Below are 14,136 nucleotides of genomic sequence, written 5' to 3' on the forward strand. Positions count from 1 at the left end.
TAATGGCTTCAGGTTTGCTCTCTCTGCACCCTGGAGATTTTGTCCGATGGAAGCAATGAGCAGGATCATGCCTTGCTAGGCAATAATCCTGAAACCCGCGGACGTGTTGCGTGCCTCGATGTCCTCGACATCGACCTTCGAAACTGCTGCCCCTGGCGGCCCTTGCCAAAGTCGCTCAATCATCGTCGAGACCGCCGCCCCGGTCCCGGCAATCAAGGCTGTCACCGAGCCGTCAACTTCGTTGCGCACCCACCCGGCGAGGCCAAGCGCCGACGCCTCGCGCCGCGCCCAGACCCGGTAGCTGACGCCTTGCACCTTGCCATATATGCGTACTTGTACAGTGCGGTCGGTCATCGCGCTCTCCATCCTCTGAGTCGAGTCTGGCGCATCGCCGTGCAAATTCAACCACGCTGCCGCCAGTCAGCCACATAGGGCGAAGGCTCTTCAGTTCCCCCGTGCTGCCGCCAGTGCGCCGGGCAATTCCTCGGCAAAAATGTCGAGCTCGTGGTCGAGGCCGACGCTGACCCGGATGCAGCGATCGAGCACCGGCACCATCGGCTTGCGGATGAAGACGTCGCGCGACAACAGCGCCCGCAGCACCTTCAGCGCGAAGGCGCCGTCGCGGCCGCAATCGATGGTGACGAAATTGGTCGCCGAAGCCAGCGGCTTCAGCCCGTTCGCCTCGGCTGTTCCGGCAATGCGTCGGCGGCCGGAGGCGACCCGCGCCACCACGCTTTCCAGCCAGGCTTGATCGGCAAGCGCCTCGACGCCGGCGATCTGCGCCATGCGGCTGACGCCGTAATGGTTGCGGATCTTCTCGAAGTCGCGAATCACTTGGGCCTCGGCCACCGCATAGCCGCAGCGTATGCCGGCCAGCCCATAGGCCTTGGAGAAGGTGCGCATGCGGATGACGTTCGGCCGCGCGATATCGATCGGCGGCAGCGCCGAGGCCGGTGCCAATTCGCCATAGGCCTCGTCGAGCACCAGCATTGTGGTTTCCGGCAATGCCTCGATGAAGCGGCCGAGTTCGGCGGCTTCCCACCAGCTGCCCATCGGATTGTCCGGATTGGACAGGTAGACAAGCGGCGCCTTTTCCCTGGCGACCGCAGCCAGCAGGCCGTCGAGGTTTTCCCGATCGTTCTCGTAGGGCACTGCGACCAATCGGCCGCCGACGCCGGCAACATGAAAGTTGAAGGTCGGATAGGCGCCGAGCGAGGTCACCACCGCGTCGCCGGGCGCCACATACATGCGCGCAACCAGGCTGAGCAGCCCGTCTATGCCTTCGCCGACGACGACGTTTTCGGCGCCGACGCCGAGATGCCTGGCTACGGCTACCTTCAAATCGTGATTATCGGGGTCGCAATACATCCACATGTCGCCGGCAATCCCGGCCATGCGGGTAACGACGCGCGGCGAAGGGCCAAAGCTGCTCTCATTGGCGCCGATGCGGGCGCGAAAGGCGCGGCCGCGGTCGCGCTCCTGCGCCTCCGGGCCGACAAACGGCACCGTGGAGGGAAGCGCTGCGATGAGCGGTGTAAGGGGAGGGCGCATGGCAAAGGCTCGTTAAAAAAGGGGCCTTCTTGCTAGCCTGCCGGCTTGGCCTGCGCAAGTTCCGCGGCAGCCTTGAAATGTGGCAGCCGGCGAATGGCTCAAAGAAAAACCCGGCGGTTGCCCGCCGGGTTCAATATTGGTCAGGTCGAACTTATTAGAACGAGCGCTGGAAGCGGAGGAGGCCGCCAATGCTGTCCTTCTTGTCCGCACTGGTCCAGTTGACGTTGGTGAAGCTGGCCGGATCGTTAAACCGCCCGTAGTGGTCCCAATCGACTTCGGCGGTGATCGTCAGGCCAGGAACGATGTCGTAGGCGATGTTCGCCGCGACGGCATAGTTCTTGTCGTCGTCAGCCGAAGCCTGCACGTTGAACGAGGTCTTCTCGTTGAACTTGTAGGTGCCGCCACCCCAAACCGCCCAGTTGCCGCCCCACTGCTTGTAGAAACCACGGCCATTGGCTGGGACAAAGTTGCCCGGGTCATTGAGGTTATCGTCAGTGCCGTAGCCCGCCATGATGAACAGCGACAGCGCGTCGGTTGCATTCACGTCCAAACGAACCTTGCCGGCCACTTCTTCGTAGTTGCTGTCGTAGGCGATGACGCCGGTGATCGCGCCCCAGCCCTGCGTCCACTTCAGGCCGCCGACGACATGCGGAACGTAGCTGTCGATGGTCCCAACGCGGCCCGCGCCCTGCTCGAGCGAAGCCACGGCCGAGAAGCCGTTGCCGAAATCGAAGTAGTACTGGACGACGTTGGTGTCGAAATCACCGTAAGGAACCAGCGTATCCTGGATGACGTTGCCGGCGTAGCCGATGAACGTGTTGAAGGCCGATTCGTCCTTACCGACGCGCAGGCCACCGAGCTGGATCCAGGCGAAGTTCAGCGAAACGCCCTTGTTTTCGGCGTCATTTCTGACGATGGTCGTGACCGGCAGCAGCGGACCGGGGCCGTCCGGATCGGTGGTTGTGGTGCTGACGTGACGGTTCCGGTTGCCGAAATTGAACCGGGTCTCGGTGTAGGTCTTCAAGGTGCCGAGTTCGGTTTCCTGAGCGGTCCAGGTCTTCAGGTTGAAGCGGGCGTTCTTGGAGTAGGTGTCCTGGATATCGCCATCTTCGTGATCGAAATTCTCAGCACCGTCGAACGAACCGACGTCGCCGATGCCGATGTCGTAGCGGACATAGCCGCCGATGCGCAGGCAGGTTTCGGTGCCGGGGATGTAGAAGTAGCCAGCGCCGTAGACGTCGCAGATCTTGACGTATTCAGCGGGTTCCGGCTCGGCAACGACGACGGCGTCGGCGGCGCGCGCACCGGATACTGCGATCAGTGCCGCAGCGGAGCCGAGAAGCAGGCTCTTGATGTTCATTTTCTGACCTCCAGTCAAAAGTTAAAAAACGGGTCTGGGTATTCTTTGCTGAAGGACAGCGTTCCCTGCCCCATCCCCACTACCGAAAAAGATGCGCACCGCGCCGCTCCTTCAAACCCGACATTACCCATGAGGCGGCGTCGTTCAACCACGATCGTACCGGCAAAAGGTTTGTGGTGGCGCTATCGCCGAGCGTTGTTGCACAAATGACACGATTTGGCCTCACTCCGAAAGCTCCCATTAACTATCAGGCCCCGGCAACCCCGCATACCAGCCAATTCCGGCAATGGCCCGCTCAAACTGTGACCATGCGCCGACTCAACAGCCAGGGAATTGCCGCAGAATCGCCGCAAGCCACACGTGGCATTTTGGCGGAAGCCCGATTTTTCGACGATAGTGACACCAGCTTGTTGATTGTGGCGGCGCTTTTCTTTATCCACCGGCGCAACGGAGAGGTGGCCGAGTGGTCGAAGGCGCTCCCCTGCTAAGGGAGTAGAGGTCAAAAGCTTCTCGTGGGTTCGAATCCCATCCTCTCCGCCACCGCTCAAAGTCGGTGCAGCACTGCCCAATAAATTCCTCAGTTCTCGAGCCTTACTTCCTGCCACCCCGCCGCTCCGCCCGATCGAAAAAATCAGCGATCCTGCCCGGCAGGATCCCGGACTGCAAGAACGGTGCATGCCCCTGGCCGTCGGCGGTGATCGTCTCGATATCGGCATGGCGCGTCCGCATCTGCTCGAGCGTTTCGGCGGACAGCAGCTTCGAATTGGCGCCGCGTATGACGAGCATCGGGACCGCCGCCAGCGCCTCGAACTGCGGCCACAGATCGGGCAACGGCCGGCTGGGATCGAGGCCCGTCAGCGTGTCGACCAGTCTCGGGTCGAAATCGGGCAAGAACCCTTCCTCGGTCTCGCGGTAGAGGGCTGACGCCATCCGCTCCCAATCCGCATCGGTCAGCGCCGGAAAATCCGCTCCATGGATGCTGCGTAGGTCGCGGACCACCTCGGCGTACGTCTGCGGCCTCGGCGTGGGGGCGAGATAGGAGCGGATATGGGCGAGACCTTGCGTCTCGATCACCGGGCCGATGTCGTTGAAGACGATGGCCTTCAGCACGGCCGGCCGCATCGCCCCGAGCACATGGATGATCAGTCCGCCGCGCGACGTGCCGATGAAATCAGCCTCCTCGATGCCAAGTGCTGCCAACCCAGCGAGAATATCGCCGGCTTCGATGCCGATATTGTAGTGGCCGATATCGGGATCGTAGGCGGACTGCCCACGCCCGCGATAATCGAAGGCGACGACCTTGCGCTTCGCCTGTGCCGACAGAAAAAACGCCAATTCGTGAAAATCACGGCAATTGCGGGTCAGGCCGGGCAGGCAAACGACTGGCCAATGGCCGGAATTTGCTTCGCCGTAGATACGGGCGTGCAGGGACAGCCCGTCCGGCGCGGCGTAGAAGAAGTCGGAAAAACCCTGCTCGATTGCCATATGGACCGCCTCCTCGCAGTTGCCGGATCGTTCCCGACTGCTACAGACGATGGCAGAGACGGTCAAATCGAAGCGTCGGCGCTGAGAATCGTCGAGATGTCAGTGGGACAGCGCCCCCTCTGTCCTGCCGGACATCTCCCCCTCAAGGCGCCCTCAAAGGGGAGATCGGCCATCATCTCCGTTTTCGATAACATCCCAAATTGCAGAAAAGTACCCCTCAGCGAAGCTGCCAATCTCACCACTAGAGGGGGAGATGTCCGGCAGGACAGAGGAGGCGCGAAGGATCGCAGCCTGGTTTGAAGCCCGGTCGTCGACCCCGGCCGTTCACCAGATCCCCGACAATGTCGTATTTGCCGGAGATACGCATCTTGTAGACCTCGTAGTTCTCCATCACGCGCTGGACGTAACTTCTTGTTTCCGTATAGGGAATCCGCTCGATCCAGTCGACGATGGCGTCGACGTCCTTGCCGCGCGGATCGCCGTATTTCGCCACCCACTGGGCGGCGCGGGTGGGGCCGGCATTGTAGCCTGCGAAGGTCAGCACGTAGGAGCCATCGAAACGGCCGAGCTGCTCGCCGAGAAAGGCAGCGCCGAGCGTTGCATTGTAGCCGGCATCGGTGGTCAGCCGGGCCTGAGAAAATGTCATGCCGGCCTTCTTCGCCAATTGCTTGGCCGTGCCCGGCATCAGCTGCAGCAGTCCGCGCGCGCCGGCGCTGGAGACAGCGCCGATGTTGAACTCGCTTTCCTGGCGGGCAATCGCATAGGCCAGCGCCTTGCCCGAGCCGGAGACGTTGGCGGTGTCGGGAATGACGCCGAGCGGATGCGACAGCGCGCCGACGTCGATGCCGCGGGCGCCGGCGATCTTGCCGACCTTCAGCGCCATGAAATGGTTGCCTTGTCTTTCCGCCAGCGCCGCAAGCAGCGCCAGTTCGCCGGGGCTGTTCAGCTGCCCGGCAAGGTCGCGGTAGAGCGTTTCCGCGTAGCGGTCATAGCCGGCCTCCTGCAGCCGCTTGATGGCGCTGACCGCCTCGCGGGTGGCAAAATTCCGGCGGTCGGCGGCACTTGGCTGGGGGTAGACGATGTTGAGGGTCTGCCGGCCGACGCGCTCGCCGGCGAGTTGGCCGTAAAAGGTCGTGCCGTAGCTGGCGGCGCGGCTGAAATAATCCTTCGCATTGCCGGGCCCGCCGACTTCGGCAGCGCGGCCGAGCCAGTAATAGGCGCGCGACAGCGACATCGGCCCTTGGGCGAGCTCCGCGATTCGCGCAAAATGCTTGGCGGCGGTGCCGGGATCGTTGAGGCCGCGCAGCGCGTACCAGCCGGCGTGGAATTCCGCCTCGGCGGCATTGGCGGCACTTTCGGCGGCGTGCGCGGCGACTATTCTGTAGGCGGTCTTCATGTCGCCCTGGTCGACCAGCTCGCGCGACAGCACCCGGCGCTCCACCCACCAGGCGTCCGGATCGACCAGCGCGTCACGGTCGCCCGGCGCTTTCATCACCAGCGCGGCGGCGTCGGAAAATTTCTGCTGCTTGCGCAGATATTCGGCTTCGGCAAAGAGATAGCCAGCCGCCCGCTGCGCTGTCGGCACCGCCTTCAGCAGCTTGGCCGCGTTCTTGTCGCCTTTGGTGACTGCCGCCCAGGCGTCGGCCAATTGCTGGGCGCCGGCGAGACCGGCGACGCGCAGCGCCGAAGCGACCCGGTCGGCATAGAACATGCGCTCCATGCGGAAGCGATGGTCGGCGGCCGGGATCAGCGCGCCGAACTCGCGGATGACCGCCGCCTCGTCCTTGGCTTCGAGCTTTTCGGTGCGCCAGAATGGCGACAGCACCGAGCGCGCCGCCTTCGTATCGCCCAGCGCTACATAGGAGCGGGCCAGGATCACCACGCCCTCGAAGGTCAGCGGCTGGCTGCCGTCGAACGCCCGCACCACGACATGTGGCGCGGGGTTCTCGCGATAGAGCGCGCGCTCGCTGTTCTTGCGCAAGGCGATCGTGCCCGGCCAGTTCGGCAGCATCTTCGCGGCATCGGCGATGTCGCCGCTCGGCACCTGGTCGCCGCCATAAAGCGCTATCGCCCAGGCAAGGATGTGCCGGTCTAGCGATTTGGTCGGCAGCGCCTCGCGCACCTGGCGCGCGCGCTGAATGTCGTTTGCCGCCAGCGCGTCGAGACCGCTCTTCAGCACCGCAACGCTGGCGGACGGCGACGGGGACTGCGGCAGCGCATCGTTGTCCGGCGCCGTCATCGGGATCGCCGACGTGACCCGCATATCGACGCTGCCGCCGATCGCCGCGCCGGGTATCAGCGCGACGATCGCGCCGAAAAGCGCGAAAAGATGAGGCCGCCTGGCCGGCATGGATCTGGTCATTTCCTGTTCTTCGACGTTACAGCAGGCACAGTTGAACCGAAGCCTATTCGTCGGTGGTGAAGGGCCCGTAAAGAAAATCTTATTGAGGTCGTTCGAATTGCGATTGCCGGCGCAATGCTTGCCGCGCAACAATGTCGAGACTATGGTGCGCGGCTTCGCTTTCGGCTAGAAGGCGCGCACGACAAAACCCGAAAGGCCCCAAGGAGTTGGACGACATGCTGAGAGGCTCGCTGACCGCGCTCGTCACACCGTTCGAAAAGAGCGGCCGTTTCGACGAGAAAGCCTTTCGCGCGTTTATAGCCTGGCAGATCGCCGAAGGCACGACGGGCGTGGTCCCGGTCGGCACCACCGGCGAGTCGCCGACGCTGTCGCATGACGAGCACCGCCAAGTCGTCAAGGTTTGCATCGAGGTCGCCAAGGGCCGGGTTCCGGTCGTCGCCGGCGCCGGCTCCAACAATACCGAAGAGGCGGTCGGCCTGGTTCAGTATGCCGAGAAGGCGGGCGCCGACGCGGCCCTTGTCGTCACGCCCTATTACAACAGGCCGACGCAGCGCGGCCTCTATGCGCATTTCGCCGCCGTCGCCAAGGCGACCAGCCTGCCGATCATCATCTACAACATTCCACCGCGCTCGGTGGTCGACATGAGTCCGGAGACGATGGGGCAATTGGTGCACGACTTCAAGAACATCGTCGGCGTCAAGGATGCCACCGGCAAGGTCGAGCGGGTTTCAGAGCAGCGCGCCACCTGCGGCAAGGATTTCATCCAACTCTCCGGCGAAGACGCCTCGGCACTCGGCTTCAACGCGCATGGCGGTGTCGGTTGCATCTCGGTGACAGCAAATGTCGCGCCCAGGCTCTGCGCCGAATTCCAGGAGGCAACGCTTTCCGGCGACAGTGCCAAGGCGCTCGACCTGCAGGACCGTCTGTTGCCGCTGCACAAGGCGATTTTCATGGAGCCCGGCGTTTCGGGCGCGAAATATGCGCTGTCGAAGCTGGGCAAGGTCGAAAACGTGCTGCGCTCGCCGCTAATGACGGTCGATCTGTCGACCGCCGAGAAGATCGACGCAGCGATGAAGCACGCCGGCTTGATAAACTAGGGATGAGGCGCCACCTCTCCGCATCATGAATCAAGTCAGAAAAGCCGATCCCAACAACAAGACCGTTGCGGAAAACCGCAAGGCGCGGTTTTCCTATGAGGTGCTCGACACGATCGAGGCCGGTCTTGTGCTGACCGGCACCGAGGTGAAGTCGCTGCGCCAGGGCCAGGCCAACATCCAGGACAGCTACGCATCGGTCGAGGGCGGCGAGATCTGGCTGATCAATTCCTATTTGCCGGAATACCTGCAGGCCAACCGCTTTAACCACGAGCCACGCCGCCGCCGCAAGCTCCTGCTCAACAAGCGCGAGATGGCCAAGCTGGCGCAAAGCGTCGACCGCGAAGGCATGACGCTGGTGCCGCTGAAGATCTACTTCAACGACCAGGGCCGTGCCAAGCTGCTGCTCGCCGTTGGCCGCGGCAAGAAGCTGCACGACAAGCGCGAGACCGAAAAGCAGCGCGACTGGTCGCGCGAGAAGGGCCGGCTGCTGAAAGAGCGAGGGTGAGGGGCGGTCCGAAGCGGAGGAAAGCCAATGATTTGGCTTTTCGAGCGACGAACGCCCGGAGCCATAGCGGCGGGCAGGGCGGACCAATGGGGATAGGTCTCTGTTGAAAAACCGGATCGTCTTGTGGGGTGCTGCCGGTCTGCTCATGGCGGGCCTCATCCTGGCCGGCGGCTATACCTACTTTCAGACGTTTTCTCCGGATCGCGGCAAATATCCGATCAGGGGCATCGACGTTTCCCACCATCAGCGGCAGATCGACTGGCGGCGTGTTGCCGCCGACGATGTCGCCTTCGCCGTTATCAAGGCAACTGAAGGCGGCGACCATGTCGACGATGCCTTCGCGGGCAATTTGCGTGCGGCCCGCGCCGCCGGCCTTGCCGTCGGCGCCTATCACTTTTTCACCTTCTGCAGGCCGGGTGCCGATCAGGCACGCAACTTCATCTCGGTGGTGCCGCGCGATCAGCCTTTGCTGCCGCCGGTGGTAGACATCGAGTTCGGCGGCAATTGCCCGCAGCGGCCAACTCCCGAACAGCTGAGCGCCGAACTCTCAGCCTTCCTCGGCCCGGTCGAAGCAGCGTTCGGCAAGACGGCGATCCTCTATGTGACCGACGAGGCCGCCCAAGCCTATGCCGGGCAGGTAGCCGGCCGCCCGCGCTGGCTGCGTTCGCTGGCGCTGCGGCCAGGCCATGACGCCTGGATTTACTGGCAGTACCACAACCGGGGCCGCGTCGACGGCATCAGCGGCGACGTCGACCTGAATGTTCTCCAAGGCGGGCCGGCGACGCTGGCCGCGTTGTTTGCCGCAGCGCCTGAAGCGACGGCGTCGGATTGACACTATTCCTGTCCGCCCGAAAGCACCCTCCGTGGCGCGATGACGACGAAGCCTTCGCCAATTCATATCGCAGGTGGCGCTGTGCTAAGTACATTTGATGCCGGAGCGCCCTTCATCAACCAACGACAGCAACGCCCCGCCTGCATCGACGGCGGCGACCCCCGCCTGGCATTTGTCTACGCGGAGGCGGTGCGTGGCCTCCAACACCAGCAGGGCGTGGTTGAAAGTCTCAATACGCGCGCCGGCAATCTGATTTTCGCAACTGCGTTCGCGAGTTCTCTCCTTAGAGGCAGGGCGCTCCTGGATGGCGTAGGGCCTTGGGACTGGCTGGCACTGACGTTGCTTTTTCTGATCGGACTGCTGGTCGCGATTATGTTGTGGCCGTATTATAACTATACGTTCCGTTTCGATCCCAAGAAGCTGCCCCAGGACTTCGTCGACCAGCACCCTCCCGCAACCGTGGACGGGATGCAATGAGCGCTTGCTGCGCATCAAATCCGACATGGCCAGCAATTGGCGGATCATCCAACGCCTGCGCGTCGCGCTGCAGCTTGCACTGTTTCTGTGGTTGCTGGATCTCCTGGCCTGGTTGTTTGCGATCGCCCGAATCTAAGGCTCGTGCCCTGGCGGGCCTCGTCCGACTCTATGTCTTCAGAAAAGCTTCTATCTGACTGAAGACGTCGACGAACATCGCTTCCGTCAACACGCCGGTATTGGTGTTGTAGCGCGAGCAATGATAGCTGGAAAACAGCGTGATGCCATTGGCCTGCTGCTGCCCACCATGCCGGAACGGATAGGCGGCAACGCGTTGGCCGAGCGCCCGCACGGTCGACTGGTGCGCGATCGAGCCCAGCGCCAGCACAGCGCGCAGATTTGGAAACCGCGCAATCGTCGGTACCAGGAACGTCCGGCAGGTCGCTATCTCGGCGCCAACCGGCTTGTTATCCGGCGGCACGCAGCGCACCGCATTGGTAATCGCCGAACCGACAAGCTCCAGCCCGTCATCTGGTCGCGCTTTGAATTCGCCGCGCGCAAAGCCGTGCGCGATCAGCGTGTTGTAGAGCAGGTCGCCGGCAAAATCGCCGGTGAAGGGGCGCCCCGTCCGGTTCGCCCCGCGCAGGCCAGGCGCCAGGCCGACGATCAGCAAGCGCACCGCATCCTCGCCTTCCGGCGGCAAAAAGGTCGGCACTGGCGCGTTGAACCAGGACGGCTCGCGCCGCCGCCACTCGGCGATGAAGTCGTGCAGCCGCGGGCAGAGCGGGCAATCGCGATCGGGTTCGGGCGAGACGACCAGGGGCGCGGTCAAGGCAACGACCGTCAATAGTCTTCCTCGTCGACTTCGGCCGGTTCGGGCCGACGCACCGGCCGCTCCGACGGATCGCGGCCGACTTCGTTCTTGAGTGTCATCAGGTCAATGAAATGGTCGGCCTGGCGGCGCAGATCGTCGGAGATCATCGGCGGCTGCGACGCCATTGTCGAGACGATCGACACCTTGCGCCCGCGCCGCTGCAGCGCCTCGACCAGCGTACGGAAATCGCCGTCGCCTGAGAAGATGACATAATGGTCGACGACGTCGGCAAGCTCCAGCGCATCGACGGTCAGCTCGATATCCATATTGCCCTTGATCTTGCGCCGGCCGGTCGAGTCGGTGAATTCCTTGGCCGGCTTGGTCACCACCTTGAAGCCGTTATAATCGAGCCAGTCGATCAGCGGACGTATCGAGGAGTATTCCTGATCCTCGACCAGCGCGGTGTAGTAATAGGCGCGCAGCAGATAGCCGCGTTTCTGGAAGCTCGACAAAAGTTTGCGGTAGTCGATGTCAAAACCCAGCGCGCGCGAGGTGGCGTAGAGATTTGCACCGTCGATAAAGAGAGCGATTTTTTCACGAGGATCGAACATGGAAAAATGTCCTTTTTCGAAATAAGCGGTCGTCTAAATGCGTCGCGACTACCGGCCAGTCTGATACCGGTCTGATACTAGACCTGTTGGCCTTCATTGTTCGAGATAACGCCAGTTTTACGGCAATCCAAGGCGCCATGCCGCACTGCAAGCAATTGTGATCGGCGCTGTGTCGTCGCAGGCGGCCCGCGTCGGAGCTGCGCACCGCCATAAAAGCTTGTATTTTGGCGGCGTTCGGGTTATGGACCGCGCCTGTTTTCCATTAAATCCAGGCATGAAAGGGGCAACTCATGGCCCGCGTAACCGTTGAAGATTGCATCGACAAGGTCGACAACCGCTTCGAGCTGGTGCTCCTGGCCGGCCACCGCGCCCGTCAGATCAGCCAGGGCGCGCAGATCACCGTACCGCGCGACAACGACAAGAACCCGGTCGTTGCGCTCCGCGAAATCGCCGAAGAGACGCTGTCGCCGGACGACCTCAAGGAAGATCTCATCCATTCGCTGCAGAAGCATGTCGAGGTCGATGAGCCGGAAGCCGATGGCGAGGCGATTGCCGACCAGACCGGCAGCGCCGTTGCGGCCACCGATGCCGACGACGCCGAGGACAACGTCACCTTCGATCGCATGACCGAAGAAGACCTGTTGGCCGGCATCGAAGGTTTGGTGCCGCCGGAAAAAAGCGACGATTATTGATCTTAGCGACAACTGCCGACACTTTCGCGTCGGCAGTTTCGTGGCTATCTATGACATGCGCCGTACGCCAGTGCGGCGCATGATTCATTTCAGCATTGCGAGATCCCGCCCATGATGCGTCAGTATGAGCTTGTCGAGCGCGTCCAGCGCTACAAGCCTGACGTCAACGAGGCGCTGCTCAACAAGGCCTATGTCTACGCCATGCAGAAGCATGGCCACCAGAAGCGCGCTTCCGGCGATCCCTATTTCTCGCATCCGCTCGAAGTCGCCGCCATCCTCACCGAAATGCATATGGACGAGGCGACGATCGCCGTTGCCTTGCTGCATGACACGATCGAGGACACCACGGCGACCAGGGCCGAGATCGACGAATTGTTCGGCCCGGAAATGGGCAAGCTGGTCGAAGGCTTGACCAAGCTGAAGAAGCTCGACCTCGTCTCCAAAAAGGCCGAGCAGGCGGAGAACCTACGCAAGCTGTTGCTGGCGATCTCGGAAGACGTTCGCGTGCTGCTCGTCAAGCTCGCCGACCGCCTGCACAACATGCGCACGCTCGACCATGTGCCGGAAGCCAAGCGCCTGCGCATCGCCGAGGAAACGATGGATATCTATGCGCCGCTGGCCGGGCGCATGGGCATGCAAGGCATGCGCGAGGAGCTCGAGGAGATCGCCTTCCGCTTCATCAATCCGGAAGCCTACCGCGCCGTCACCGCACGGCTGGCCGAAATTTTCGAGCGCAACAAGGGCGTGCTGTCCGAAATCGAGAAGGCGCTCTCCACGCTGTTCGACAAATATTCGATCAAGGCCGAGGTCAAGAGCCGGCAGAAGAAGCCGTGGTCGGTGTTCCGCAAGATGGAAGCCAAGGCGTTGTCGTTCGAGCAGCTGTCCGACATCTTCGGCTTTCGCGTCGTCGTCGATACCGTCGAGGACTGCTACCGGGCGCTCGGCGCCATCCACACCACCTGGTCGATGGTGCCCGGCCGCTTCAAGGACTACATCTCCACGCCGAAGCAGAACGACTACCGCTCGATCCACACCACCATCGTCGGCCCGTCGCGCCAGCGCGTCGAATTGCAGATCCGCACCTACCAGATGAACAAGATCGCCGAATACGGCGTCGCCGCTCATTCGATCTATAAGGATACCGGCGGCAAGATGAATGGTGCCGCCCATGCGATCTCGAAGGAAACCAATGCCTATGCCTGGCTGCGGCGCACCATCGAGCAGCTTGCCGAAGGCGACAACCCCGAGGACTTCCTCGAAAACACCAAGCTGGAACTGTTCCAGGACCAGGTGTTCTGCTTTACGCCGAAGGGCATGCTGATCGCGCTGCCGCGCGGCGCCACGCCGATCGACTTTGCCTATGCCGTCCACACCGATGTCGGCGACACTTGCGTCGGCGCCAAGGTCAATGGCCGCATCATGCCGCTGATGACGGAGCTGAAGAACGGCGACGAGGTTGAGATCATCCGCTCGAAGGCGCAGGTGCCGCCTGCGGCATGGGAATCGGTGGTGGTTACCGGCAAGGCGCGGTCGGCCATCCGCCGCGCCACCAAGAACGCTATTCGGAAGCAATATTCAGGTCTCGGTATCCGCATTCTGGAGCGCGCCTTCGAACGGTCCGGCAAGACCTTCACCAAGGAAAGCCTGAAGCCGGTGCTGCACCGCCTCGCGCGCAAGGACATCGAGGATGTGCTGGCCGCGGTCGGCCGAGGCGAAGTTGCCTCCACCGATGTCATGAAGGCGGTGTTTCCCGACTACAAGGACGAGCGCGTCACGCTGGTCGCGCCCAAGCAGCGCGAGGAGGGCTGGTCGAAGATCCGCAATGCCGCCGGCATGCTGTTCCAGATTCCGGGCCGCGCCGCGCGCAAGGATAAAAACCAGCCGCGCGACGATGCGGTGCCGATCCGCGGTGTGCGCGGCGATTTGCCGGTGCGCTTCGCGCCGGAAGGGGCAGTGCCAGGCGATCGCATCGTCGGCATCGTGCAGCCGGGAACCGGTATCACCATCTATCCGATCCAGTCGCCGGCGTTGCAGGCCTTTGACGACCAGCCCGAGCGCTGGATCGACGTGCGCTGGGATATTGACGAGCGCACCAAGGAGCGGTTCCCGGCGCGCGTCTCGGTCACCGCCATCAACGCGCCGGGTTCGCTAGCCGACATTGCGCAAGTCGTCGCATCCAACGATGCCAACATCCACACTTTGTCGATGGTGCGCACCGCGCCCGATTTCACCGAAATGCTGATCGATCTCGAAGTGTGGGACCTCAAGCACTTGAACAGGCTGCTGTCGCAGCTAAAGGACAATTCGAGCGTCAGCGACGCGCGACGCGTCAACGGCTAGACCACCAACTTTG

15 protein-coding genes and 1 tRNA gene are annotated in these 14,136 nt (G+C 62.6%); 9 read left to right on the forward strand and 7 right to left on the reverse strand.

From position 1 onward, the window contains the following. Nucleotides 1-75 precede the first annotated feature (75 nt). The 3 genes from NKH50_RS21710 to NKH50_RS21720 form a co-directional block, all read right to left on the reverse strand. Nucleotides 76-354, reverse strand: coding sequence for an acylphosphatase (locus tag NKH50_RS21710; RefSeq protein ID WP_352880914.1), 279 nt, complete (start codon nucleotides 352-354; stop codon nucleotides 76-78). A gap of 90 nt (nucleotides 355-444) precedes the next feature. Next, entirely contained in the window at nucleotides 445-1,551 is a 1,107-nt protein-coding gene (locus NKH50_RS21715; protein ID WP_352880916.1) for a pyridoxal phosphate-dependent aminotransferase, read from the reverse strand. A gap of 154 nt (nucleotides 1,552-1,705) precedes the next feature. Continuing rightward, nucleotides 1,706-2,911 carry a porin gene (locus NKH50_RS21720; RefSeq protein ID WP_352880918.1) on the reverse strand — a complete coding sequence of 402 codons (1,206 nt, stop codon included), beginning with the start codon at nucleotides 2,909-2,911 and terminating at the stop codon, nucleotides 1,706-1,708. Nucleotides 2,912-3,219: 308 nt separating this feature from the next. Here NKH50_RS21720 and NKH50_RS21725 point away from each other — a divergent pair, with 308 nt between their 5' ends. After that, nucleotides 3,220-3,399 (forward strand): hypothetical protein, encoded by a 180-nt coding sequence (locus NKH50_RS21725; RefSeq protein WP_352880920.1) that lies wholly within the window; start codon nucleotides 3,220-3,222, stop codon nucleotides 3,397-3,399. Further along, nucleotides 3,361-3,451: transfer RNA gene (locus NKH50_RS21730), tRNA-Ser, on the forward strand. The genes NKH50_RS21725 and NKH50_RS21730 overlap by 39 nt, the downstream gene beginning before the upstream one ends. A gap of 51 nt (nucleotides 3,452-3,502) precedes the next feature. On the opposite strand, the gene NKH50_RS21735 is transcribed toward NKH50_RS21730, so the two are convergent. Both NKH50_RS21735 and NKH50_RS21740 read right to left on the reverse strand, forming a co-directional pair. Beyond that, nucleotides 3,503-4,396 carry an alpha/beta fold hydrolase gene (locus NKH50_RS21735; protein ID WP_352880922.1) on the reverse strand — a complete coding sequence of 298 codons (894 nt, stop codon included), beginning with the start codon at nucleotides 4,394-4,396 and terminating at the stop codon, nucleotides 3,503-3,505. A gap of 241 nt (nucleotides 4,397-4,637) precedes the next feature. Continuing rightward, entirely contained in the window at nucleotides 4,638-6,746 is a 2,109-nt protein-coding gene (locus tag NKH50_RS21740) for a lytic transglycosylase domain-containing protein (RefSeq protein WP_352880959.1), read from the reverse strand. Between the two features lie 227 nt (nucleotides 6,747-6,973). On the opposite strand from NKH50_RS21740, the gene dapA reads away from it, so the two are divergent. From dapA to NKH50_RS21765, 5 genes are all read left to right on the forward strand, one after another. Next, on the forward strand, nucleotides 6,974-7,855 hold the full coding sequence (gene dapA, locus NKH50_RS21745; RefSeq protein WP_352756397.1) for a 4-hydroxy-tetrahydrodipicolinate synthase: 882 nt from the start codon (nucleotides 6,974-6,976) through the stop codon (nucleotides 7,853-7,855). 25 nt (nucleotides 7,856-7,880) lie between these two features. Beyond that, nucleotides 7,881-8,360, forward strand: a complete 480-nt coding sequence (gene smpB / locus NKH50_RS21750) for an SsrA-binding protein SmpB (RefSeq protein WP_023768487.1) — start codon at nucleotides 7,881-7,883, stop codon at nucleotides 8,358-8,360. Between the two features lie 103 nt (nucleotides 8,361-8,463). Then, entirely contained in the window at nucleotides 8,464-9,192 is a 729-nt protein-coding gene (locus NKH50_RS21755) for a GH25 family lysozyme (RefSeq protein ID WP_352753092.1), read from the forward strand. Nucleotides 9,193-9,231: 39 nt separating this feature from the next. Then, nucleotides 9,232-9,669, forward strand: a complete 438-nt coding sequence (locus NKH50_RS21760) for a hypothetical protein (RefSeq protein ID WP_352880925.1) — start codon at nucleotides 9,232-9,234, stop codon at nucleotides 9,667-9,669. A 4-nt stretch (nucleotides 9,670-9,673) separates the two neighbouring features. Then, nucleotides 9,674-9,805 (forward strand): hypothetical protein, encoded by a 132-nt coding sequence (locus NKH50_RS21765; RefSeq protein WP_352508496.1) that lies wholly within the window; start codon nucleotides 9,674-9,676, stop codon nucleotides 9,803-9,805. Nucleotides 9,806-9,835: 30 nt separating this feature from the next. Here the strand turns inward: NKH50_RS21765 and NKH50_RS21770 are convergent, their stop codons facing one another. Together NKH50_RS21770 and NKH50_RS21775 are read right to left on the reverse strand one after the other, a co-directional pair. Beyond that, nucleotides 9,836-10,513 carry a uracil-DNA glycosylase gene (locus tag NKH50_RS21770; RefSeq protein WP_352647302.1) on the reverse strand — a complete coding sequence of 226 codons (678 nt, stop codon included), beginning with the start codon at nucleotides 10,511-10,513 and terminating at the stop codon, nucleotides 9,836-9,838. Beyond that, nucleotides 10,510-11,091, reverse strand: a complete 582-nt coding sequence (locus tag NKH50_RS21775) for a LabA-like NYN domain-containing protein (protein ID WP_292657898.1) — start codon at nucleotides 11,089-11,091, stop codon at nucleotides 10,510-10,512. The genes NKH50_RS21770 and NKH50_RS21775 overlap by 4 nt, the downstream gene beginning before the upstream one ends. A gap of 290 nt (nucleotides 11,092-11,381) precedes the next feature. On the opposite strand from NKH50_RS21775, the gene rpoZ reads away from it, so the two are divergent. Next, nucleotides 11,382-11,783 carry a DNA-directed RNA polymerase subunit omega gene (gene rpoZ, locus NKH50_RS21780; RefSeq protein WP_023677773.1) on the forward strand — a complete coding sequence of 134 codons (402 nt, stop codon included), beginning with the start codon at nucleotides 11,382-11,384 and terminating at the stop codon, nucleotides 11,781-11,783. Nucleotides 11,784-11,894: 111 nt separating this feature from the next. Then, nucleotides 11,895-14,123, forward strand: coding sequence for a RelA/SpoT family protein (locus tag NKH50_RS21785; RefSeq protein ID WP_254820189.1), 2,229 nt, complete (start codon nucleotides 11,895-11,897; stop codon nucleotides 14,121-14,123). The last annotated feature ends 13 nt before the right edge of the window (nucleotides 14,124-14,136 follow it).

The organism is Mesorhizobium sp. M1027, from assembly GCF_040318745.1.
Lineage (GTDB): Bacteria > Pseudomonadota > Alphaproteobacteria > Rhizobiales > Rhizobiaceae > Mesorhizobium.